Source organism: Massilia sp. IC2-476, assembly GCF_020707295.1.
Classification (GTDB): Bacteria; Pseudomonadota; Gammaproteobacteria; order Burkholderiales; family Burkholderiaceae_D; genus Telluria.
In genome coordinates, this window is sequence record NZ_JAJFER010000011.1 from 1 (window position 1) to 21,756 (window position 21,756).

The following is a 21,756-nucleotide window of genomic DNA, read 5'->3' on the forward strand; positions in this document are numbered from 1 at the left end:
TGACCGGTTCGATCGTGCTGCCGGCCGACAAAGAAATGGTCATGCCAGGCGACAACGTGTCGATCACCGTCAAGCTGATCGCTCCGATCGCGATGGAAGAAGGTCTGCGCTTCGCAATCCGCGAAGGTGGCCGTACCGTCGGCGCCGGCGTGGTTGCCAAGATCATCGCCTAATAAGTGATGCAAGAGGGAAGCGTCACAACGCTTCCCTCCAACAGCATTGCCTGGCACGCGCGTGCCATGTATAATGCTGGATTCAGCGAGAAGTTTTCGTAGGGGTGTAGCTCAATTGGCAGAGCGTCGGTCTCCAAAACCGAAGGTCGCGGGTTCGATTCCCTCCGCCCCTGCCACCGAATTCTGGTGCGCAAGCATCGAAAGAAAAGAAGATGTCCAATCAATCCGTGCAAACTGTCAGCACCTCGAATGACAAGTTCAAGGTCGCCCTGGCGGTAGTTGCCACGATTGCAGGCGTTGTCGGGTTCTTTTACCTGAAAGGCCAGAACAAACCAGCCTTGGTCGCCGCCGGCGCCCTCGTGGCTGGTTTAGTTTTTGCTGTCCTGCTTTTGTGGACTTCCACCACTGGTCGTGATTTCCTGAACTTCGCCAAGGAGTCGGTGCGCGAGACCAAGAAAGTTGTGTGGCCTACCCGCCGCGAAGCCACCCAGATCACCGGCATCGTGTTTGCCTTCGTGGTCGTGACGGCGATTTTCCTGTGGGGCACGGATAAGGTGTTGGAGTTCGTATTGTACGACCTGGTCCTGGGATGGAAAAACTGATGAGCGAAAACGTGCAAGACAATGCGCCGGGCCAAGACCCGGCGCAAGACGCTGGTGCGGCTCCCGTGAGTGTCCCGGTCAACAACAAGCGCTGGTACGTCGTCCACGTCTACTCCGGCATGGAAAAGAGCGTCATGCGCGCCCTGACCGAGCGTATCGAGCGCGCCGGCATGCAGCAGCAGTTCGGCCAGATCCTGGTTCCGACCGAGGAAGTCGTCGAAATGCGCAACGGCACCAAGGCCGTCTCCGAGCGTCGTTTCTTCCCGGGCTATGTCCTGGTTGAGATGGAAATGACGGACGAGACCTGGCACCTGGTCAAGAACACCAGCAAGGTCACCGGTTTCATCGGTGGCAAGTCGAACAAGCCGACGCCGATCCCGGCGCGCGAGATCGACAAGATCATGCAGCAGGTCCAGGAAGGCGTCGAAAAGCCGCGTCCGAAAGTCCTGTACGAAGTGGGCGAGCAGGTCCGCATCAAGGAAGGCCCGTTCACCGACTTCAACGGCAATGTCGAAGAAGTCAACTACGAAAAATCGAAGGTGCGTGTTTCTGTCACCATCTTCGGCCGCGCAACTCCGGTGGAACTGGAGTTCGGGCAGGTAGAGAAAGTCTAAAACGCCGAATCGGAGCGTCGCAGCAGCAAGGCGGAATCCGGTAAGAGGAGCCCCGCCGAAGAGTAGTAGCGGTGGGGCGCTACTACTCAATGCCAACTTAGGAGCCAGACATGGCAAAGAAGATTATTGGCTTTATCAAGCTGCAAGTCGCAGCCGGTAAGGCAAACCCCTCCCCACCGATCGGCCCGGCACTGGGCCAGCGCGGTCTGAACATCATGGAATTCTGCAAGGCGTTCAACGCCCAGACCCAGGGCTTCGAGCCGGGCATGCCGATTCCGGTCGTGATCACCGCCTTCGCGGACAAGTCCTTCACCTTCGTGATGAAGACCCCGCCGGCAACCTACCTGATCAAGAAAGCCGCTGGCATCACCAAGGGTTCGCCGAAGCCACATACCGACAAGGTTGGCACGCTGACCCGTGCACAGGCTGAAGAAATCGCAAAAACCAAGCAGCCGGACCTGACCGCCGCCGACATGGACGCCGCAGTGCGTATCATCGCTGGCTCGGCACGTTCGATGGGCATCACGGTGGAGGGTGTGTAATGGCTAAGCTGTCCAAGCGCGTTAAAGCAATGAAAGATAAAGTGGACCGCAACAAGGTCTACGCGTTCGACAACGCTGTGTCGATCGTCAAGGAATTCGCCACCGCCAAGTTCAACGAGTCGATCGACGTCGCCGTTCAACTGGGCGTGGACCCGAAGAAGTCGGACCAGGTCGTCCGCGGTTCGGTCGTGCTGCCTGCCGGCACCGGCAAGACCGTGCGCGTCGCTGTCTTCGCATCGGGCGACAAGGCTGAAGCTGCCAAAGCAGCCGGCGCCGACATCGTCGGTATGGAAGACCTGGCAGAGCGCGTCAAGGCCGGCGACATGCCGTTCGACATCGTGATCGCTTCGCCGGACACCATGCGTATCGTCGGTACCCTGGGTCAGATCCTGGGCCCGCGCGGCCTGATGCCGAACCCGAAGGTCGGCACCGTGACCCCGGACGTGGCTGGCGCCGTCAAGAACGCCAAGGCCGGTCAGGTTCAGTACCGTACCGACAAGGCAGGTATCATCCACGCCACCATCGGCCGCAAGTCGTTCTCGGACGAACAGCTGAAGACCAACCTGGCGGCACTGCTGGACGCCCTGAACAAGGCCAAGCCGGCAACCTCGAAGGGCGTGTACCTGCGCAAAGTCGCGATCTCGTCGACCATGGGCGCCGGCGTCCGCGTCGACCACGCTTCGATCGCTGCTGCTTAATAGCACTGAATTAAGCGACGGTGCTTGCACCGTCGTCCCGGCGCAGGCCGGGATCCAAGTTTAAGTCCTTATAGTTGTTTTATAAGGCGCATCTTTGGGCTGTCGGGGCAGATCACCGCTCCGGCAGGCAATCAAAGACCGTTGGGCCGAAGGCAGAGGTTGAGCCTGAGGTTAATAGACCACCCAACGCAGATGGTGTACCCGAACAAGTTTTGTAGTCCACGCTGCGTGAGTTCATCCGCGTTAGATTGACTTCTTAACTTCGGACGCCGTGTTCGAACCGATGCAAACAATGTTGTTCGCATCATTTAAGGAGATTGACCGTGGGTCTTAATCTGAATGACAAAAAGGCCGTCGTCGAAGAGGTAAGCGCGAAAGTTGCAACCGCGCAGACCATCGTCGTGGCTGAGTACCGTGGCATCCAGGTTGCTCACTTGACCAAACTCCGTGCAACCGCGCGCGCCCAGGGCGTGTACCTGCGTGTTCTGAAGAACACGCTGGCACGTCGCTCGGTGGAAGGCACGCAGTTCGCCCCGCTGGCTGACGCCATGACCGGTCCGCTGATCTACTCGATCTCGGACGACGCCGTTGCTGCCGCTAAAGTCATCTCTGACTTCGCGAAAACCAACGACAAGCTGGTCGTGAAAGCCGGTAACTATGCAGGCAAGCAGCTCGACGTAGCTGGCGTGTCGGCACTGGCGAACATCCCGTCCCGCGAAGTCCTCATCGCCCAGCTGCTGGGCGTTATGCAGGCACCGGTGTCGGGCTTTGCACGAGTTCTGGCTGCAGTCGCAGCACAAAAAGGCGAAGGCGCCGCTGCTCCGGCAGCGGAAGCCGCCGAAGCGTAATCGCTTCGCGACTTTTTGTTCAAGTAGAACCAATCCTGTACTACACACACAATATATTTGGAGTTTCAAATGGCAATTAGCAAAGAAGAGTTCCTGGACGCAGTTGGCGCAATGTCGGTCATGGAACTGAACGACCTGGTCAAGGCTTTCGAAGAGAAGTTCGGCGTGTCGGCAGCTGCAATGGCAGCACCGGCAGCTGGCGGCGCAGCCGGCGGCGGCGCAGCTGCTGCTGAAGAGCAGACCGAGTTCAACGTTGTTCTGTCGGAAGTCGGCGCGAACAAGGTCGGCGTCATCAAGGCAGTCCGTGAAATCACCGGTCTGGGCCTGAAAGAAGCCAAGGACCTGGTCGACGGCGCACCGAAGACCGTGAAAGAAGCCCTGCCGAAAGCTGACGCTGAAGCCGCTAAGAAGAAGCTGGAAGAAGCTGGCGCCAAGGCCGAGCTGAAGTAATACATTTGCAATGGGCACTCCAGGGTGCCCAGCGCGGGAGTCAAAGCTTGCAAACCTGCCGAAAGGGAGGGGATGCGGCTTTGGCTCTTTTGTCGTCCCTGAAACAAACGTTTGTGTCAGGTGCCGATAAGCAACACCAGTAGCACCAGCAGCAGAAGTCGGAAATATCGTAACACAGCAGTACGGCTGTCTTAATCACCTGGCGGGAAAGCAGAGGCTTCAGGCCTTGCGTGTGGTGTGACCACCACTGGCAATTCCTGAATTCTCATCCTTTCTGTCACTCACGGAGTGTCCATGCACTACTCATTTACTGAGAAGAAGCGCATTCGCAAGTCGTTCGCGAAGCGCGCCAACGTTCACAACGTTCCCTATCTTCTGGCTACCCAGCTCGAATCCTACGAGAATTTCCTGCAAGCGGATGCCGTTCCCTCCGTGCGCAAGAATGAAGGCCTGCAGTCCGCCTTCACCTCCATCTTCCCGATCGTGTCGCACAATGGTTTTGCGCGCCTCGAATTCCTGTCCTATGTGCTGGGCGACCCCGCGTTTGACGTGAAAGAGTGCCAGCAGCGTGGCCTGACCTTCGCGTCGCCGCTGCGCGCCAAGGTGCGTCTGGTGATCCTGGACAAGGAATCGCCGACCAAGCCGGTCGTGAAGGAAATGAAAGAGCAGGAAGTGTACATGGGCGAACTGCCGCTGATGACCACGAACGGTTCGTTCGTCATCAACGGTACCGAGCGCGTCATCGTCTCCCAGCTGCACCGCTCGCCGGGCGTGTTCTTCGAACACGACCGCGGCAAGACCCACTCGTCGGGCAAGCTCCTGTTCTCGGCACGTATCATTCCTTACCGCGGCTCGTGGCTGGACTTCGAGTTCGACCCGAAGGACATCCTGTTCTTCCGCGTCGACCGCCGCCGCAAGATGCCGGTGACGATCCTGCTGAAGGCCATCGGCATGACGCCGGAACAGATCCTGGCGAACTTCTTCGTCTTCGACAATTTCAATCTCCGCGATGAAGGCGGCGAGCTGGAGTTCGTGTCCGAACGCCTGCGCGGCGAAGTCGCGCGCTTCGACATCGTCGATCCGAAGTCGGGCAAGACCATTGTCACCAAGGACAAGCGCATCAACGCCAAGCACGTGCGCGACATCGAAGCTGCCGGCATCAAGTCGATCTCCGTGCCGGAAGACTACCTGCTGGGCCGCGTGCTGGCCAAGAACATCGTCGACCAGGACACCGGCGAAGTCATCGCCGTGGCCAACGACGAGCTGACCGAAGAGCTGCTGGGCAAGCTGCGCGACGCCAACGTCTCGGCGATCCAGACCCTGTACACCAATGACCTGGACCAGGGCGGCTACATCTCGCAGACCCTGCGCACCGACGACACCGCCGACCAGACCGCCGCTCGCGTGGCGATCTATCGCATGATGCGTCCTGGCGAACCGCCGACCGAAGAATCGGTGGAAGCCCTGTTCAACGGCCTGTTCTACAGTCCGGAACGCTACGACCTGTCGGCCGTCGGCCGCATGAAGTTCAACCGCCGTATCGGCCGTGACGAACTCGTGGGCGACATGACCCTGTCGAACGACGACATCCTGGCCGTGATCAAGATCCTGGTCGAGCTGCGCAATGGCCGCGGCGAAGTCGACGACATCGACCACCTGGGCAACCGCCGTGTGCGTTGCGTCGGCGAACTGGCTGAGAACCAGTTCCGTGCCGGCCTGGTGCGCGTGGAACGTGCAGTGAAAGAACGCCTCGGTCAGGCCGAAGCGGACAACCTGATGCCGCACGACCTGATCAACAGCAAGCCGATCTCGGCCGCGATCCGCGAATTCTTCGGTTCGTCGCAGCTGTCGCAGTTCATGGACCAGACCAACCCGCTGTCGGAAGTCACCCACAAGCGCCGCGTCTCGGCCCTGGGCCCGGGCGGTCTGACCCGCGAACGTGCAGGCTTCGAGGTGCGCGACGTGCACCCGACCCACTACGGCCGCGTGTGCCCGATCGAAACGCCTGAAGGCCCGAACATCGGCCTGATCAACTCGCTGGCACTGTATGCCCGCCTGAACGAATACGGCTTCCTGGAAACCCCGTACCGCAAGGTCGACGGTTCGAAGGTGACCGACAAGATCGAATACCTGTCCGCGATCGAAGAAGGCCGCTACATCATTGCGCAGGCGAACGCCGCGATCAATGAAGAAGGCCAGCTGGTCGACGAACTGGTGTCGGCGCGTGAAGCAGGCGAAACCATCCTGGTCTCGCCGGAACGCATCCAGTACATGGACGTGGCCCCGGGCCAGATCGTGTCGGTTGCAGCGTCGCTGATTCCGTTCCTCGAGCACGATGACGCGAACCGTGCACTGATGGGCGCCAACATGCAGCGCCAGGCCGTGCCTTGCCTGCGTCCGGAAAAAGCCTTTGTCGGTACCGGCATCGAGCGCACCGTGGCGGTCGACTCGGGCACCACCGTGCAGGCCCTGCGCGGCGGCGTGGTGGACTACATCGATGCGGGCCGTGTGGTGATTCGCGTGAACGACGACGAAGCGCAAGCTGGCGAAGTCGGCGTGGACATCTACAACCTGATCAAGTACACCCGTTCGAACCAGAACACCAACATCAACCAGCGTCCGATCGTGCAGGTTGGTGACCGCGTCGCCCGTGGCGACGTGATCGCCGACGGCGCATCGACCGACCTGGGCGAACTGGCACTGGGCCAGAACATGCTGGTGGCCTTCATGCCGTGGAACGGCCTGAACTTCGAAGACTCGATCCTGATCTCGGAAAACGTGGTCAAGGACGACCGCTACACCTCGATCCACATCGAAGAGCTGTCGGTCGTTGCACGTGACACCAAGCTGGGCGCGGAAGAAATCACCCGCGACATCTCGAACCTGGCCGAGAACCAGCTGGCTCGCCTGGACGAATCGGGCATCGTGTACATCGGCGCCGAAGTGCAAGCCGGCGACGTGCTGGTCGGTAAGGTCACCCCGAAGGGCGAGACCCAGCTGACTCCGGAAGAGAAGCTGCTGCGCGCGATCTTCGGCGAAAAAGCCTCGGACGTGAAGGACACCTCGCTGCGCGTGCCGTCGGGCATGGTCGGCACCGTCATCGACGTGCAAGTGTTCACCCGCGAAGGCATCCAGCGCGACAAGCGCGCCCAGCAGATCATCGACGACGAGCTGAAGCGCTACCGCCTGGACCTGAACGACCAGATGCGTATCGTGGAAGGCGACGCCTTCCAGCGTCTGGAGCGCATGCTGATCGGTAAAGTCGTCAACGGCGGTCCGAAGAAGCTGGCGAAGGGTGCTGCGATCACGGCCGACTACCTGGCGGACCTGGACAAGTTCCACTGGTTCGACATCCGTCCGGCCGACGACGACACCGCCAACGCGCTGGAAGCGATCAAGGAATCGATCAACGAGAAGCGCCACCAGTTCGACCTGGCCTTCGAAGAGAAGCGCAAGAAGTTGACGCAAGGCGACGAGCTGCAGCCTGGCGTGCAGAAGATGGTCAAGGTCTACCTGGCCGTCAAGCGCCGCCTGCAGTCGGGCGACAAGATGGCAGGCCGCCACGGTAACAAGGGTGTGGTCTCGCGTATCGTGCCGGTGGAAGACATGCCGTTCATGGCCGATGGTACCCCGGCCGACGTCGTGCTGAACCCGCTGGGCGTCCCGTCGCGTATGAACGTCGGTCAGATCCTGGAAACCCACCTCGGTTGGGCTGCGAAGGGCCTGGGCCTGCGTATCGGCGACATGCTGCGCGCTCAAGCGAAAGCGGAAGAGATCCGTGGCTTCCTGGGCAAGATCTACAACGAGACCGGCCGCAAGGAAGATCTCGACAACTTCAGCGATGAAGAGATCCTGACCCTGGCGAACAACTTGAAGAATGGCGTTCCGTTCGCAACTCCGGTGTTTGACGGTGCGCACGAGACCGAGATCCGCCGCATGCTGGACCTGGCGTTCCCGGACGAGATCGCGACCAACCTGGGCATGACCCCGTCGAAGAACCAGGTCACGATGTACGACGGCCGCACCGGCGAAGCATTCGAGCGCAAGGTCACCGTCGGCTTCATGCACATGCTAAAGCTGCACCACCTGGTCGACGACAAGATGCACGCCCGTTCGACCGGTCCGTACTCGCTGGTGACCCAGCAGCCGCTGGGCGGTAAAGCCCAGTTCGGTGGCCAGCGCTTCGGTGAGATGGAAGTGTGGGCACTGGAAGCCTACGGCGCGTCCTACGTGCTGCAGGAAATGCTGACCGTCAAGTCGGACGACGTGAATGGCCGTACCAAGGTGTACGAGAACCTGGTCAAGGGCGACCACGTGATCGACGCCGGCATGCCGGAATCGTTCAACGTGCTGGTGAAGGAAATCCGCTCGCTGGGTATCGATATCGATCTCGAGCGCAGCTAAGCAGGGCCGGTATGGCCGCCGCCTTCGGGCATGGCCTGCTGCCCCAGAACGTCGCTCCCGCGCAGGCGGGAGCCTAATTTCGGTGGAATAGCCGAAAACTTGGATCCCGGCCTGCGCCGGGATGACGCATTCAGGGGTGAGTGGTTCACGCAAGCACTGGCGAAAATCAGTGAGAAGCGGCGGTAGTAGTACTCAGTAAAGAATTCAATCACCTGGAGTGATACATGAAAGCACTGCTCGATCTATTCAAGCAAGTTCAAACGAACGAAAGCTTCGACGCCATCAAGATTGGCCTGGCGTCGCCCGAGAAAATCCGTTCGTGGTCCTACGGCGAAGTCAAGAAGCCGGAAACCATCAACTACCGTACCTTTAAGCCTGAGCGCGACGGCCTGTTCTGCGCCAAGATCTTTGGCCCGATCAAGGACTACGAATGCCTGTGCGGCAAGTACAAGCGCCTGAAGCACCGCGGCGTCATCTGCGAGAAGTGCGGCGTCGAAGTCACCCTGGCCAAGGTGCGCCGTGAGCGCATGGGCCACATCGAGCTGGCCTCGCCGACCGCCCACATCTGGTTCCTGAAATCGCTGCCGTCGCGTCTGGGCATGGTCCTGGACATGACCCTGCGCGATATCGAACGCGTGCTGTACTTCGAAGCATATGTCGTGACCGATCCTGGCATGACCCCGCTGAAGAAGTGCCAGATCATGTCGGAAGACGACTACGCCGCCAAGTACGAAGAGTACGGCGACGACTTCACTGCATTCATGGGCGCCGAAGGCATCCGTGAACTGCTGCGCTCGATCGACATCCACCGCGATGCCGAAGCCCTGCGCGTCGAGCTGAAAGAGTCGAAATCCGAAGCCAAGATCAAGAAATACGCCAAGCGCCTGAAAGTGCTCGAGGCGTTCCAGCGCTCGGGCATCAAGCCTGAGTGGATGATCATGGAAGTGCTCCCGGTCCTGCCGCCGGAGCTGCGTCCGCTCGTCCCGCTGGATGGTGGCCGTTTCGCTACCTCGGACCTGAACGACCTGTACCGCCGCGTCATCAACCGTAACAACCGTCTGAAGCGCCTGATGGAACTGCGCGCTCCGGAAATCATTACGCGAAACGAAAAGCGCATGCTGCAGGAAGCAGTGGACTCGCTGCTGGACAACGGCCGTCGCGGTAAAGCGATGACCGGCGCCAACAAGCGTCCGCTGAAGTCGCTGGCTGAAATGATCAAGGGTAAGGGCGGCCGCTTCCGTCAGAACCTGCTGGGTAAACGCGTCGACTACTCGGGCCGTTCGGTCATCGTGGTCGGTCCGCAGCTGAAACTGCACCAGTGCGGCCTGCCGAAGCTGATGGCCCTGGAACTGTTCAAGCCATTCATCTTCAACAAGCTGGAACTGATGGGTCTCGCGACCACCATCAAGGCAGCCAAGAAGCTGGTCGAAATCCAGGAACCGGTGGTCTGGGACATCCTGGAAGAAGTCATCAAAGAACACCCGGTCATGCTGAACCGTGCACCAACCCTGCACCGTCTCGGTATCCAGGCGTTCGAGCCGGTCCTGATCGAAGGCAAGGCAATCCAGCTGCACCCGCTGGTCTGCGCGGCGTTCAACGCCGACTTCGACGGTGACCAGATGGCAGTCCACGTGCCGCTGTCGATCGAAGCGCAGATGGAAGCGCGTACCCTGATGCTGGCGTCGAACAACATCCTGTTCCCGTCGAACGGCGAGCCGTCGATCGTCCCGTCGCAGGATATCGTGCTGGGTCTGTACTACGCGACCCGCGAAGCGATCAACGCCAAGGGCGAGGGCATGCTGTTCCCGGACGTGTCGGAAGTCATCCGCGCGTACGACAACAAGGAAGTCGAACTGGCGACCCGCATCACCGTGCGTATCGTCGAGAACCCGAAGGATCCGGTCACCGGCGAATTCGTGCAGACCCTGACCCGCTACGAGACCACCGTCGGCCGTGCGATCCTGTCCGAGATCCTGCCGAAAGGCCTGCCGTTCTCGGTGCTGAACCGCGCCCTGAAGAAGAAGGAAATCTCGAAGCTGATCAACACGTCGTTCCGCAAGTGCGGCCTGCGTGCGACCGTTGTCTTCGCGGACAAGCTGATGCAGTCGGGCTTCCGCCTGGCGACCCGCGCCGGCATCTCGATCGCCGTCGACGACATGCTGATCCCGGACGTCAAGAAGGGCATGATCGCGACCGCCGAAGCGGAAGTGAAGCAGATCGAGCAGCAGTACGCTTCGGGTCTGGTCACCGCCGGCGAGCGTTACAACAAGGTCGTCGACATCTGGGGCAAGACCTCGGACGAAGTCGGCAAGGCGATGATGGACCAGCTGAAAGTGGAACCGGTCACCAAGCGTGACGGCACCGAAGGCACCCAGGAATCGTTCAACGCGATTTACATGATGGCCGACTCGGGCGCCCGTGGTTCGGCAGCGCAGATCCGCCAGCTGGCAGGTATGCGAGGCCTGATGGCCAAGCCGGACGGTTCGATTATCGAAACGCCGATTACCGCGAACTTCCGCGAAGGCCTGAACGTTCTGCAGTACTTCATCTCGACCCACGGCGCTCGTAAAGGTCTGGCGGATACGGCACTGAAGACCGCGAACTCGGGTTACCTGACCCGCCGCCTGGTCGACGTGACCCAGGATCTGGTGGTCATCGAGGACGATTGCGGCACCACCAACGGCACGCACATGAAGGCGATGGTCGAAGGCGGTGAAGTCATCGAGCCGCTGCGCGACCGTATCCTCGGCCGCGTGACCGGTACCGACGTGGTGAACCCGGAAACCCAGGAAACCCTGTTCGAAGCCGGCACGCTGCTGGACGAAGACATGGTGGAAGAGATCGAACGCGTCGGCATCGACGAAGTGAAGGTCCGCACCCCGCTGAACTGCGACACCCGCTTCGGCCTGTGCGCCAAGTGCTACGGCCGTGACCTCGGCCGCGGCATGCTGGTCAACGCCGGCGAAGCAGTCGGCGTCGTGGCAGCACAGTCGATCGGTGAGCCGGGTACCCAGCTGACCATGCGTACCTTCCACATCGGTGGTGCGGCATCGCGTGCGGCAGTGGCATCGTCGGTCGAAGCCAAGTCGAACGGCACCGTGCGCTTCACCGCCACGATGCGTTACGTCACCAACGGCAAGGGCGCGCAGATCGTCATCTCGCGTTCGGGCGAAGTCCTGATCACCGACGACCACGGCCGTGAGCGCGAGCGCCACAAGGTGCCGTACGGTGCGACCCTGATCGTCAAGGATGGCATGGCTGTGAAGGCCGGTACCGCCCTGGCGACCTGGGATCCGCTGACCCGTCCGATCATTACCGAGTACGCAGGTACCATCAAGTTCGAAAACGTGGAAGAGGGCGTCACCGTCGCTCGCCAGGTGGACGAAGTGACCGGCCTGTCGACCCTGGTCGCGATCGATCCGAAGCGCCGCGGTTCGGGCAAGGTCCTGCGTCCGCAGGTCAAGCTGCTGAACGAAGAAGGCCAGGAAGTGAAGATCGCCGGCACCGAACACGCCGTGACGATCGGCTTCCAGGTCGGCGCGCTGATCATGGTGAAGGACGGTCAGCAAGTCTCGGTGGGTGAAGTGCTGGCACGTATCCCGACCGAATCGCAGAAGACCCGTGACATTACCGGTGGTCTGCCGCGCGTTGCCGAACTGTTCGAAGCACGTTCGCCGAAAGACGCGGGCATGCTGGCCGAAGTCACCGGTACCGTCGCATTCGGTAAGGAGACCAAGGGCAAGCAGCGTCTGGAAATCACCGACATGGACGGCAACAAGCACGAGTTCCTGATCACCAAGGACAAGCAAGTGCTGGTGCACGACGGCCAGGTGGTGAACAAGGGCGAGATGATCGTCGACGGTCCGGCCGATCCGCAGGACATCCTGCGCCTGCTGGGTATCGAAGCGCTGGCCCGCTACATCGTGGACGAAGTGCAGGACGTGTACCGTCTGCAGGGTGTGAAGATCAACGACAAGCACATCGAGGTGATCGTTCGCCAGATGCTGCGTCGTGTGCAGATCACCGATGCCGGCGACACCGACTACATCGTCGGCGAGCAGGTGGAGCGTTCGGAACTGCTGGAAGAGAACGACAAGGTCAACGCCGTCGGCAAGCTGCCGGCACAGTACGAAAACGTGCTGCTTGGTATTACCAAGGCATCGCTGTCGACCGACTCGTTCATCTCGGCCGCATCGTTCCAGGAAACCACCCGCGTCCTCACCGAAGCGGCGATCATGGGCAAGCGCGATGGTCTGCGCGGCCTGAAGGAAAACGTCATCGTCGGCCGCCTGATCCCTGGCGGTACCGGTCTGGCATTCCACCGCGCCCGCAAGGAGAAGGAAGTGTGGGAGGCGGAAGAGCGCCAGGCACTGCTGCAGCAGGAGAAGGCCAACATGGCCGCCGAGCTGCAGGCGATGGAAGACCAGCAGCAGGCTGCGGCTTCGGTCGAGCAGCATCATGGTGATGGCGAGTGATCGTCTGAGCTAGTAAGCTGAAATGAAGACGGCACCCTGAGGGGTGCCGTTTTTTTTTGCCAAATCACTATGGTCTTACTAATCGAAGAAACAAAATTTCCGACTTAAAAAGGAATGTCGTCGTCCATGTTAGCAAAATTTGGCATTCGTTTTCGAATTTTGGATGATATAGGCGAGATTCCAACATCATCTTTGAGTTCGGACTCATTTTGCAGAAGAATATCAATGCCAGCGTCGGTGATTGAGATTGCATAGTAGGGTTCGCCATCCCTATCCTCTCGGACAGTTCTCTCAATAAAGCCTAGCCGCAAAAGTTTCAACGCGCAAATATTAATAACATTCGCGGTTGTCCCAGTCATCTCATTCGAAATTTGCCAATGCGTCAGACCTTCTGGACTGGACACTTGGCTGGAGGCAGTTACTGCAAGCAATCGTATGTCCATTGGGTTTATTTGATAATTCGGCAGCTTCGCGCGCGTCGGCTTCTGGGTTGCACCAGCACCGCTAGTGCGTATTGGCCCTAGACGGTTAACTTCAGCCTCGATTTTCGTGCATGCAAAATTTAAAGCTGAACTCAAATCGCCATCGCCTCTATCTACAGCATAATCTGCAGTAGTAATGCCAAGCAAATCTGACGGAAAATGGAGATCTACTCCCCGCGGCTGAACAATGAAGCAGCGGTCCTTTCCGAGCGCGCCGATAAAAAGACCCAGCTCGAAAAGTACGTTGTCCCGCACTATATGCTCTGTTTTCCCCCTTATCTCAGCAATATCATCTGGGGTAAAAACAAAAACGGCAAAATCGACCTCGGAAGATTTTTGCGTCAAGCTTTCCAATGAATGGGATCCGAGAACAAACGTACCATTCGGCCATAACGTCGGAATTGTAGAATGATCAAGATTCGCGTTTATCGCTTTTGCTTCAGACAGGCCTTCTCGCGATGAGGCGATAAATACTTTTGGTCGATTTGACATTTCGATTCCTTAAGCTATTTGCACGACGGCTGGCGTATTCTAAGCCCTGAGTCGAATTCGCTAAGTGCTGGCAGTGCTAGCGTGAAGTTGATTGATGCATCATTTCAGAGATGTAGCGACTTATTTTGAATCACTAATTTTAGACTCGCAGTTTCTAGTGACAGACTGGAGTGGTGTACGATCATTTTGCTTGGGCTTCGGTAAGACTTTGTTGGAACCTGATGGTGGGGCGAAATTGGATTTGGGAGTTTCGAGGAAAAGCTGGACTGTTTGGTTGTTTGTATTCGCTGGTGCCAAGTTATCGCAGGTCGCCTCGACCGATGCTGCCAGTTTAGCCGTCGCTTTCTCGGAAGATGCTGCGGGGGCCACCGATCCAGACAACATATAAAAAATTGATAGCAGTCCTAAGATTCCTGCGATTATTATGGCAGCGAACTTAACTATCCTAAACGCCGGTTCACCTTTTTTTACTCGTTCCCACTCAGACTTTAAAATATCTTTGCAGTCTTGAGTTAACGCGTCGGTCAGCGTAGCTTCCATTTTTTTACTTGACGCATTAGCAGGATCTAGTGCAAGGATATCTGTTCTAAAATCCTTGAGTTTAGAAATAAGATTGCCATGCTCTTTAGGGTTGAGGCGTAATAAAATTCGATATTCGATCGCTTGAAGTTCTTGTATTACTTTTAGATTATCCTCAAGAAATTTTAGATCGTTATCTCCTTTTTTCTTCTTGTAGCTATATAACGTGGCAATCTCGATCGTACTGGCAATATAATGAGAAACGTCTTTTCGCAGCTCGTCAATCCATACTTGCCGGAATTCCGAGGTTTTTTGCTCCTTGGTAAGGACAGTCGAAATAAATACTACTAACCCGGCAATTGCTGCTGCAACGATTGATCCAATTGCAGCGTCTGGTATCTGCATAATCTATTCCTTAAACTTTCTTAGCTGCTTATAGCAGGTCGTTGTTCATATCCTAATCATAAGATTTACAACTCATTCATTCAGACTCCTTGGAAATTGCAATAAAGTACATATCTCCGGCATCTAAGTCGTATGCGCCATATTCTAGTACAGGGCAAGCGACGATTTTGAAAGGTTTTGGAGCTCGCTTGCTGAGATATTTCCGAAGGCTGCTGAAGCCTCTTTCAGTGTGAATGAAAAGATTAAATTCTTTTCCCGATATAAGATTGTGAGCTTTTGCTTTTGAAATAATTCCCCCGCCTGAGTCTAGCGCTCGCAGGGTAATTGGAATCTCTACCGGGTCGCCTAGGGTGCGCGTTGAAACGATCTTATGAAATGAAACTGAAGTATGATAATCAAAGACAAAAGTAGGTAATGCTCGACCAGGGTGAAAATCGATCTCAACAAGGCTGCCGTCATTTTGTCTGGCTCGAATGGCCGATGCGATTTGATCGAATTCCTTTGCGATAGACCGGTCCCCGTAAGCACGAGTTAGCCTTGCATCAGGCGTTTCTACCATTTTTTCATACGAAATCGGTTCTTGGGCGCCCGCTTTATAGTGCTTTCGCCGGCGTTCAGCCTCCTCAACCAGATTGACCTTATCGTCTGTGCTAGGAGCCTGCGCCTCTTCGTACGCTGGTGCGACTGCATCATTAATTCGCTCAATAATCTTATTTGATTGAGCGTCTCCTACAAGATCCGAGATGAAGCCGCCTTCCCGCGTTTGGAGTACCAAAAAATCAGTTGGCTCATAATCTTCGGTGGTCATCCGAGCATTTTTCCAAATCCCATCGTACTTTAAATCCAAATATGCTCTGTCGATTGCGGTCTGGATGTGGCCTAGAGTACGAGTGAACGTGCGAAGCTGGACAGCATGATTCTTGGCAATGGGGCCGTCGAAATGGATGGATATTTGATTTTTTTTCATTTTCGTTAAGTGAGTACTGGAAACAGAACAATTCTATTGCTGATTTGAAACCATTGGAAATTTTTTTTACAGAAAGAAGAAGGAAGGAGGTCGACAACACGTCGACGTCTCATTAAAGGACAAGATCTGACGGGCTAAGGATGTGGACGAGCAGTTTGTTCAGGCAGGCTGCATAGTGACTAAGAAGTGGCGCTTACCATACTGTTGCGGAAAACGAGCTTCGGCGAAGCCGGCCTTTCAAGCTCGCCATTCGGCTGAGCGTTCAACTCTAAATCGTTCTATTTCGAGCCCCTGAGTCCAACTTGATTGACAACGCAAGTCGCTTGCTTCAGTTAACTGCTGCGGCATGTTCGGTTCCAAGAGCAATAGGTGCACACGAATTCGTACAACGTTTGTAGGTGGCATCGCAGGCATCCGTCCGCTCACGGTTGCGCCGCTGCGCAGCCAGTCGCTCCGTCGCGTGCCCAGACACCGACGGAAGCTGTCCTGCACGCTCCGCGGTCTGCGCAAACGGATTCTTTTCTTCCGGCGTCGGCAACTTGTCGAGTTCGGTGAGCTTGCGCGCCCGCACCGTGCACTGCTCCTTTTCGGACGTGCACACCGATTTGCAGACAGAAGGCTCGTCGGCATGCGCCAGAGGCGTCGCGATCAGGCCGAAGAGGACGAGGAAGAGGGCAGAACGGTTCACGACGACTCCTTTGCTGGCAACATGCCGCAGAAAATACGTGCAGCTCACGAATCCATTCTAGAGCGACTCCCCGACAGTCACGGACATTCCGTCGCGCCCAGAAGCAATTTATCCATCATGAGTAATGTCACACTTTCCCACCCAAATGTTGCATACTTAACTCATCCGTACGCCCATTCGTGGTAATGACTGCTATGATGCGCTGCTGAGTTAGCGATCTATCCACATTTCTTGCCCACCGAGCACTATGCCTTGGCCCTTTGACACGACGCCGGACGCCGCCAGCGCATCGACTACCATGTCGGAGATGGAGCGCCAGATGCGCGCCTTCCCCTGGGAGACCACGGCTGTCGGCCCGGTGGCAGGCTGGCCGCAAAGCCTGAAAAGCGCCGTGCGCACCGTGCTCGACCTGCGCCTGCCGGCCTATCTCGCCTGGGGCGATGGGTACGTCCAGTTCTTCAACGACGCCTACGTCCCCATCCTCGGCGACAAGAAGGACAACGCCCTCGGCAACGATTCGCGCGTCACCTGGTCCGAGATCTGGCCCACCATCGGCCCCATGTGGCAACAGGTGCGCCAGGGCGAGGCGCTCGGCTCGGAAGGGCTGCCGCTGACGATCAACCGCTACGGCTACTACGAGACCTGCTACTTCAGCTATTCGTACAGCCCGATCTACGGCGACACCGGCAAGGTCGAGGGCGTGCTGGTCACCTTTGCCGACATCACCAAGGCCGTGCTGGGCGAGCGGCGCCGTGCTTACCAGATCAAACTGGCCGACACCCTGCGCCGCGAAACCGAATTCGGCCCGATGCTCAAGGCCACCATTCGCCTCACCAGTGAATACTTCGCCAACTCGAACGTCGCCTACGTCGAACTCGACGAGGGCAAGCGCACCTTCACCGTCAAGGAAGAGTGGAAGGACGGCGTCGAAACCGGCGGGGCCCAGGGCACGCTGCCGGTCGACATGCTATCGCCAAGCCAGCTCGACGCACTGCGCGCGGGCACCACGATCTGCATCGACGACGTCTCGACCGATCCCGAGTGCGCGGCCGTGGCCAAGCCCTGCATCATGCTGGGCATCCATTCGGTGGTGGTGATTCCGCTGAAGGACGGCGACCGCCTGCACGGCGCCGGCTTCCTGTACAAGGACCACCCCTACCGCTGGACCGACGACGAACGCACCCTGGCCGAAGACCTGGCCCGCCGCACCTGGGAAGCGCTGCGCCGCATCCGCGCCGAGGAGGCGCTGCGCGAAGAGACGCGCATGCTCGAGCTGATGAACCGCGCCGGCAGCGTGCTCGCCTCCACGCTCGACATCGACACCCTGCTGCAGGCAGTGACCGACGCCGCCACTGAACTGACTGGCGCCGAATTCGGCTCCTTCTTCTACAACGGCAAGGACGCCAACGGCGACGCCTACCTGCTCTACACCCTGAGCGGCGCCCCGCGCGAAGCCTTCGAAAAGCTGGGCCACCCGCGTCCCACGGCCGTCTTCGCACCTACCTTCGAAGGCGGGCCGCCGGTCCGCAGCGACGACATCACCAAGGATCCGCGTTACGGACGCATGGGCCCGCACCATGGCATGCCTAAAGGGCATCTGCCGGTGCGCAGCTACCTGGCCGCGTCGGTCTCGTCGCGCTCGGGCGAGGTGCTGGGCGGCTTGTTCTTCGGCCACTCGCAGCCGAAGATGTTCGACGAGCGCACCGAGGGGCTGATCTCCGGCTTCGTGTCGCAGGCCGCGGTCGCCATCGACAACGCGCGCCTGTACGAGCTGGCGCAGCGCGCCGCCAAGGAACGCGAAGGCATCCTGGCCAGCGAACGCGCCGCGCGCGCCGAGGCCGAGCGCCACAGCAAGATGAAGGACGAGTTCCTCGCCATGCTCGCGCACGAGCTGCGCAATCCGCTGGCGCCGATCACCAATGCGGCCCAGCTGCTCAAGATGCCGACCGTGGACGAGAACCTGCGCCTAAAGGCCGGCAACATCATCTCGCGCCAGGTGCGCCACATGACGGAACTGGTGGACGACCTGCTGGACGTCTCGCGCGTGACCCGCGGCCTGGTGAAGCTGGAAACCGAAACCCTGGAACTCACCTCTGTGCTGCGCTCGGCCGTCGAGCAGGCGCGCCCGCACATCGAGGCCAAGAACCACGCTTTGAGCGTGGAGATGCCCACGCGTCAGGTGGCGGTAGTGGGCGACCGCACGCGCCTGGTGCAGGTGCTGGTCAACCTGCTGAACAACGCCGCCAAGTACACGCCGGCCGGCGGCAAGATCATCCTGCGCCTGGAGGCAGGTCCTGAGCAGGCGCGCATGACCGTGATCGACAACGGCGCCGGCATGGACGCCAAGCTGCTGCCGCACGTGTTCGACCTGTTCACCCAGGCTGAACGGACTCCGGACCGCTCGCAGGGCGGCCTCGGGATTGGCCTGGCGCTGGTGAAGACCATCGTCCAGATGCATGGCGGCCAGGTGGAAGCGCACAGCGACGGCCCTAACCTTGGCGCTTCGGTCTCGGTGCTGCTGCCGCTGGCCACCGAGGCCGACGGCGCGGTGGCGCCGTCTCCGCTGCGCCGCAATGCGCCGGCCCGGCCGGTGGTGGCGTGCACCATCACCATCGTCGACGACAACGTCGATGCGGCCCAGTCGCTGGCGGTGCTGCTGCGCGAGCAGGGCCACACCGTCCACGTGTTCGACGGCGCGATGCGCACCCTGGCGTCCACCGAGATCGCGGGCACCCACGCCTTCATCCTCGACATCGGCCTGCCCGACATGACCGGCTACGAGCTGGCGCGGCGCCTGCGGCGCGAGCATCCGAAGGCCAGCTTCATCGCGCTCACCGGCTACGGCCAGGCGCGCGACCGCGATTTGTCGAAGCAGGCGGGCTTCGACCACCACCTGGTCAAGCCGGTGGAATTCCGGGCGCTCGTCGACATCCTGGCCCAGCTGCCGCAGTGTCATCCGAGTTCGACGCCCACCGCACAGGAACCAGATATTGCAGGCGTAAGTTGATTCCAGGTTGACTTTGTTGCTGGAACTCAGCACTATTGTTATATCCCTGACATCTGTACTCCGCTGTGTCCCGTAAAAAGAACAGTCGCCAGTGGGCCCGCCTGCGCATCCTGTGTTCTGGCGGCCTGCACCTGATGACCCTCATTCCCGATGCGCTGGAGCTGGTGCGCGAGCTGATTCCGAACAGCGCGTCCCAGCTGTACCTGCTCGCGCAGCAGTCGCCGGAAGACGTGCAGGAGGCGAATGTGCTCGGCGTGCTGCCGCCGCCGAACGGCTACTTCTATGGCGACTCGGTGGACTTCGGCGTCCTGCCCGCGGAGGCGCGGGCGCGCGCGGCCCACGTGCTCGAGGCGCGCCTGGGGCCCGCATCGAACCCGCTCGGCACCCTGACCCTGCTGCGCGACAGCGGTCCGGCCTTCGACACCGACGACGAGGAAGACCTGGGCCGCGTCGCCAACTACTTCGACCACGCGCTGCGCAACGCGGCCAGTGCCGGCAACGGCCTGTCTGGCGTGATCGAGGACGAGGCCATGCTGCTGGCCACCACCAATGGCGACATCCTGTTCCTGAGCGATTCGGCCGGCGCGCTGCTCGACCAGCTGGCCTCGCAGGAGCAGCAGGTGTTCGACCGCCGTACGCTGCCGCCGTTCTGCCTGCGCCTGGTGGAGTCGGTAGTCTATGGCGAGCGTTATCCCTGGCGCCTGCCGGCCGGAACCCTCGAACTGGCCGGCGGCGTGCTGGAAGCGCGCGCGCAGTGGATGAGCGCCGGGTCCTATGACGCCATCCACAGCCGCACCGTCGGCATCTTCCTGAAATTCGTGGTGCCCATGCCGCTGCGGATCTGGCGCGCGCTGGGGAGCGTCGAGCTGTCGCCGCAGCAGATGGAAGTGGCGTTCTGGATGGGGCTTGGGGGCGGACGCGAAGCCGCGCGCAGCCGCATGGACGTCAGCGACGCCGTGCTGCGCGACTGCGTCAAGGCGGTTTACGAGAAGTTCGGCTGCACCTCGGAAGCGGGACTGCTGGCCATCCTGCGCCCAAGCATCTCGCGCATGTAAGCGCTTCCCCCACCGGAGGGGGTGGAATGCATGTGTTTCAATTTTTATCATGTTTGCCTGATCAAACATGAGAGAAACCGCCATGAAACTGCATTCCCTGATCGCCGCCGTGCTGCTGGCTGCAGCCGCCTCGGCCGGCGCCGTCCCGGTGCACCAGTACGCGAGCACCCTCAAGGGCTTCAGTTCCGAATACGTGCCGGATAACGCGAGCTGGAATGCGATCCAGGTGCTCGGCGCCCCGGACACCTTCCAGTACGGCGACCATGGCACCGCATGGGCGCCTGCCACCCAGAACAGTGGCCAGGAGTGGATTTCGGTCGGCTTCGATACCGCCGTCTATGCGAACGGCGCCACCATCCGCGAAACCTACCACAACGGCTTCGTCTACCAGATCGACGCCATCGACACCCTCGGCAACCTGCACAAGGTCTGGAGCGGCGTCGACACCAGCACTGCGAACGTGCCCTTCGACTTCAGCGTCGCCTGGGCGACCACCCCTTACCTGGTGAGTGGCCTGAAGGTCTACGTCAACACCAACCACAGCGCGAGCTGGGAAGAGATCGATGCGATCCGCCTGCTTGGTGACACCATTGCGCCGGAGCTCCCGGAACCGGGCTCGCTGGCGCTGATGGGCCTCGGCCTGGGCCTGGCAGGCTTCCTGCGCCGCCGCCGCGCGGCCTGAGAGAGATCGGCCCGGCGGCTCTCCGGAACATCCCCCATCCAAGGGGATGGAATACACTTGCCGGGCTTTATATCATCTCAACCGGAATCCCAAGGAGGATTGTCATGAACATTCGATGGATGTGCGCCGCCGTTCTTGGCCTGGGCTGCGCCGCTGCCAGTGCTGCCGACATGAAGGTCACCATGAAGATGGCGACCGAGAAGGGAGAAGGGACGGACGTGGGCACCGTGACCATCAGCGAAACCAAGCATGGCCTCGTGTTCACCCCGGACCTCAGCAAGCTGCCGCCCGGCCTGCACGGCTTCCACGTGCATGAAAACGGCAGCTGCGGCCCGAACCAGAAGGACGGCAAGCCGGTACCCGCGGGCGCGGCCGGCGGTCACCTCGATCCCGCCAAGACCGGCAAGCACGGTCTGCCCTGGGGCGAGGGCCACCTCGGCGACCTGCCGGCGCTGACGGTGGACGACAAGGGCGCCGCCACCAATCCGGTGCTGGCGCCGCGCCTGAAAATGGCGGACGTCAAGGGCAAGGCCCTGATGGTCCATGCCGGCGGCGACAACCACGCCGACCACCCGGCGCCACTGGGCGGCGGGGGCGGGCGCATCGCCTGCGGCGTCATCCAGTAGCCATCCCTGGCTGATCAGGGATGAAAT

At 59.7% G+C, this 21,756-nt stretch carries 17 protein-coding genes and 1 tRNA gene; 14 read left to right on the forward strand and 4 right to left on the reverse strand.

The features are described 5' to 3' along the window. The 10 genes from LK539_RS22510 to rpoC form a co-directional block, all read left to right on the forward strand. Window positions 1-173, forward strand: a 173-nt coding sequence (locus LK539_RS22510) for an elongation factor Tu (protein ID WP_227803379.1), incomplete at its 5' end; no start/stop codon positions are given. A gap of 100 nt (window positions 174-273) precedes the next feature. After that, window positions 274-349 (forward strand) — tRNA-Trp (locus tag LK539_RS22515). Between the two features lie 36 nt (window positions 350-385). Next, window positions 386-775 (forward strand): preprotein translocase subunit SecE, encoded by a 390-nt coding sequence (gene secE / locus LK539_RS22520; protein WP_227803309.1) that lies wholly within the window; start codon window positions 386-388, stop codon window positions 773-775. Continuing rightward, window positions 775-1,389: a transcription termination/antitermination protein NusG gene (gene nusG / locus LK539_RS22525; RefSeq protein ID WP_227803310.1), complete on the forward strand. Its 615-nt coding sequence runs from the start codon at window positions 775-777 to the stop codon at window positions 1,387-1,389. The genes secE and nusG overlap by 1 nt, the downstream gene beginning before the upstream one ends. Before the next feature lie 110 nt (window positions 1,390-1,499). After that, the gene (gene rplK, locus LK539_RS22530) at window positions 1,500-1,931 is read left to right on the forward strand and encodes a 50S ribosomal protein L11 (RefSeq protein WP_020653552.1); all 432 of its coding nucleotides are present in this window, start codon (window positions 1,500-1,502) and stop codon (window positions 1,929-1,931) included. Then, window positions 1,931-2,629, forward strand: a complete 699-nt coding sequence (gene rplA, locus LK539_RS22535) for a 50S ribosomal protein L1 (RefSeq protein WP_227803311.1) — start codon at window positions 1,931-1,933, stop codon at window positions 2,627-2,629. Before rplK ends, rplA begins: the two co-directional genes overlap by 1 nt. A 323-nt stretch (window positions 2,630-2,952) precedes the next feature. Beyond that, entirely contained in the window at window positions 2,953-3,477 is a 525-nt protein-coding gene (gene rplJ / locus LK539_RS22540; RefSeq protein ID WP_227803312.1) for a 50S ribosomal protein L10, read from the forward strand. A 69-nt stretch (window positions 3,478-3,546) separates the two neighbouring features. Beyond that, window positions 3,547-3,927, forward strand: coding sequence for a 50S ribosomal protein L7/L12 (gene rplL, locus LK539_RS22545; protein WP_227803313.1), 381 nt, complete (start codon window positions 3,547-3,549; stop codon window positions 3,925-3,927). A gap of 294 nt (window positions 3,928-4,221) precedes the next feature. Further along, the gene (gene rpoB / locus LK539_RS22550; RefSeq protein ID WP_227803314.1) at window positions 4,222-8,331 is read left to right on the forward strand and encodes a DNA-directed RNA polymerase subunit beta; all 4,110 of its coding nucleotides are present in this window, start codon (window positions 4,222-4,224) and stop codon (window positions 8,329-8,331) included. Window positions 8,332-8,555: 224 nt separating this feature from the next. Then, on the forward strand, window positions 8,556-12,806 hold the full coding sequence (gene rpoC / locus LK539_RS22555; protein ID WP_227803315.1) for a DNA-directed RNA polymerase subunit beta': 4,251 nt from the start codon (window positions 8,556-8,558) through the stop codon (window positions 12,804-12,806). Between the two features lie 104 nt (window positions 12,807-12,910). On the opposite strand, the gene LK539_RS22560 is transcribed toward rpoC, so the two are convergent. From LK539_RS22560 to LK539_RS22575, 4 genes are all read right to left on the reverse strand, one after another. After that, window positions 12,911-13,780 carry a TIR domain-containing protein gene (locus LK539_RS22560; protein WP_227803316.1) on the reverse strand — a complete coding sequence of 290 codons (870 nt, stop codon included), beginning with the start codon at window positions 13,778-13,780 and terminating at the stop codon, window positions 12,911-12,913. A gap of 120 nt (window positions 13,781-13,900) precedes the next feature. Then, window positions 13,901-14,704, reverse strand: a complete 804-nt coding sequence (locus LK539_RS22565; RefSeq protein ID WP_227803317.1) for a hypothetical protein — start codon at window positions 14,702-14,704, stop codon at window positions 13,901-13,903. A 76-nt stretch (window positions 14,705-14,780) separates the two neighbouring features. Next, entirely contained in the window at window positions 14,781-15,512 is a 732-nt protein-coding gene (locus tag LK539_RS22570) for a hypothetical protein (RefSeq protein ID WP_227803318.1), read from the reverse strand. Between the two features lie 487 nt (window positions 15,513-15,999). Beyond that, complete coding sequence (locus tag LK539_RS22575) at window positions 16,000-16,359, reverse strand: hypothetical protein (RefSeq protein WP_227803319.1); 360 nt, start codon at window positions 16,357-16,359, stop codon at window positions 16,000-16,002. A gap of 247 nt (window positions 16,360-16,606) precedes the next feature. Here LK539_RS22575 and LK539_RS22580 point away from each other — a divergent pair, with 247 nt between their 5' ends. From LK539_RS22580 to sodC, 4 genes are all read left to right on the forward strand, one after another. Next, window positions 16,607-19,366: a GAF domain-containing protein gene (locus tag LK539_RS22580; RefSeq protein ID WP_227803320.1), complete on the forward strand. Its 2,760-nt coding sequence runs from the start codon at window positions 16,607-16,609 to the stop codon at window positions 19,364-19,366. Between the two features lie 65 nt (window positions 19,367-19,431). Then, on the forward strand, window positions 19,432-20,421 hold the full coding sequence (locus LK539_RS22585; protein ID WP_227803321.1) for a hypothetical protein: 990 nt from the start codon (window positions 19,432-19,434) through the stop codon (window positions 20,419-20,421). Between the two features lie 82 nt (window positions 20,422-20,503). Continuing rightward, on the forward strand, window positions 20,504-21,103 hold the full coding sequence (locus LK539_RS22590) for a PEP-CTERM sorting domain-containing protein (RefSeq protein ID WP_227803322.1): 600 nt from the start codon (window positions 20,504-20,506) through the stop codon (window positions 21,101-21,103). A 104-nt stretch (window positions 21,104-21,207) separates the two neighbouring features. Continuing rightward, complete coding sequence (sodC, locus tag LK539_RS22595) at window positions 21,208-21,729, forward strand: superoxide dismutase family protein (RefSeq protein ID WP_227803323.1); 522 nt, start codon at window positions 21,208-21,210, stop codon at window positions 21,727-21,729. Window positions 21,730-21,756: the final 27 nt, after the last annotated feature.

Bases quoted from the DNA above. Each gene is read 5' to 3' on its own strand.
- LK539_RS22590 (WP_227803322.1), top strand. From the start codon at position 20,504: ATGAAACTGCATTCCCTGATCGCCGCCGTGCTGCTGGCTGCAGCCGCC.
- nusG (WP_227803310.1), top strand. From the start codon at position 775: ATGAGCGAAAACGTGCAAGACAATGCGCCGGGCCAAGACCCGGCGCAA.
- secE (WP_227803309.1), top strand. From the start codon at position 386: ATGTCCAATCAATCCGTGCAAACTGTCAGCACCTCGAATGACAAGTTC.
- rplA (WP_227803311.1), top strand. From the start codon at position 1,931: ATGGCTAAGCTGTCCAAGCGCGTTAAAGCAATGAAAGATAAAGTGGAC.
- rpoC (WP_227803315.1), top strand. From the start codon at position 8,556: ATGAAAGCACTGCTCGATCTATTCAAGCAAGTTCAAACGAACGAAAGC.
- rplK (WP_020653552.1), top strand. From the start codon at position 1,500: ATGGCAAAGAAGATTATTGGCTTTATCAAGCTGCAAGTCGCAGCCGGT.
- LK539_RS22570 (WP_227803318.1), bottom strand. From the start codon at position 15,512: ATGACCACCGAAGATTATGAGCCAACTGATTTTTTGGTACTCCAAACG.
- sodC (WP_227803323.1), top strand. From the start codon at position 21,208: ATGAACATTCGATGGATGTGCGCCGCCGTTCTTGGCCTGGGCTGCGCC.
- LK539_RS22565 (WP_227803317.1), bottom strand. From the start codon at position 14,704: ATGCAGATACCAGACGCTGCAATTGGATCAATCGTTGCAGCAGCAATT.
- LK539_RS22580 (WP_227803320.1), top strand. From the start codon at position 16,607: ATGCCTTGGCCCTTTGACACGACGCCGGACGCCGCCAGCGCATCGACT.
- rplL (WP_227803313.1), top strand. From the start codon at position 3,547: ATGGCAATTAGCAAAGAAGAGTTCCTGGACGCAGTTGGCGCAATGTCG.
- LK539_RS22560 (WP_227803316.1), bottom strand. From the start codon at position 13,780: ATGTCAAATCGACCAAAAGTATTTATCGCCTCATCGCGAGAAGGCCTG.
- rpoB (WP_227803314.1), top strand. From the start codon at position 4,222: ATGCACTACTCATTTACTGAGAAGAAGCGCATTCGCAAGTCGTTCGCG.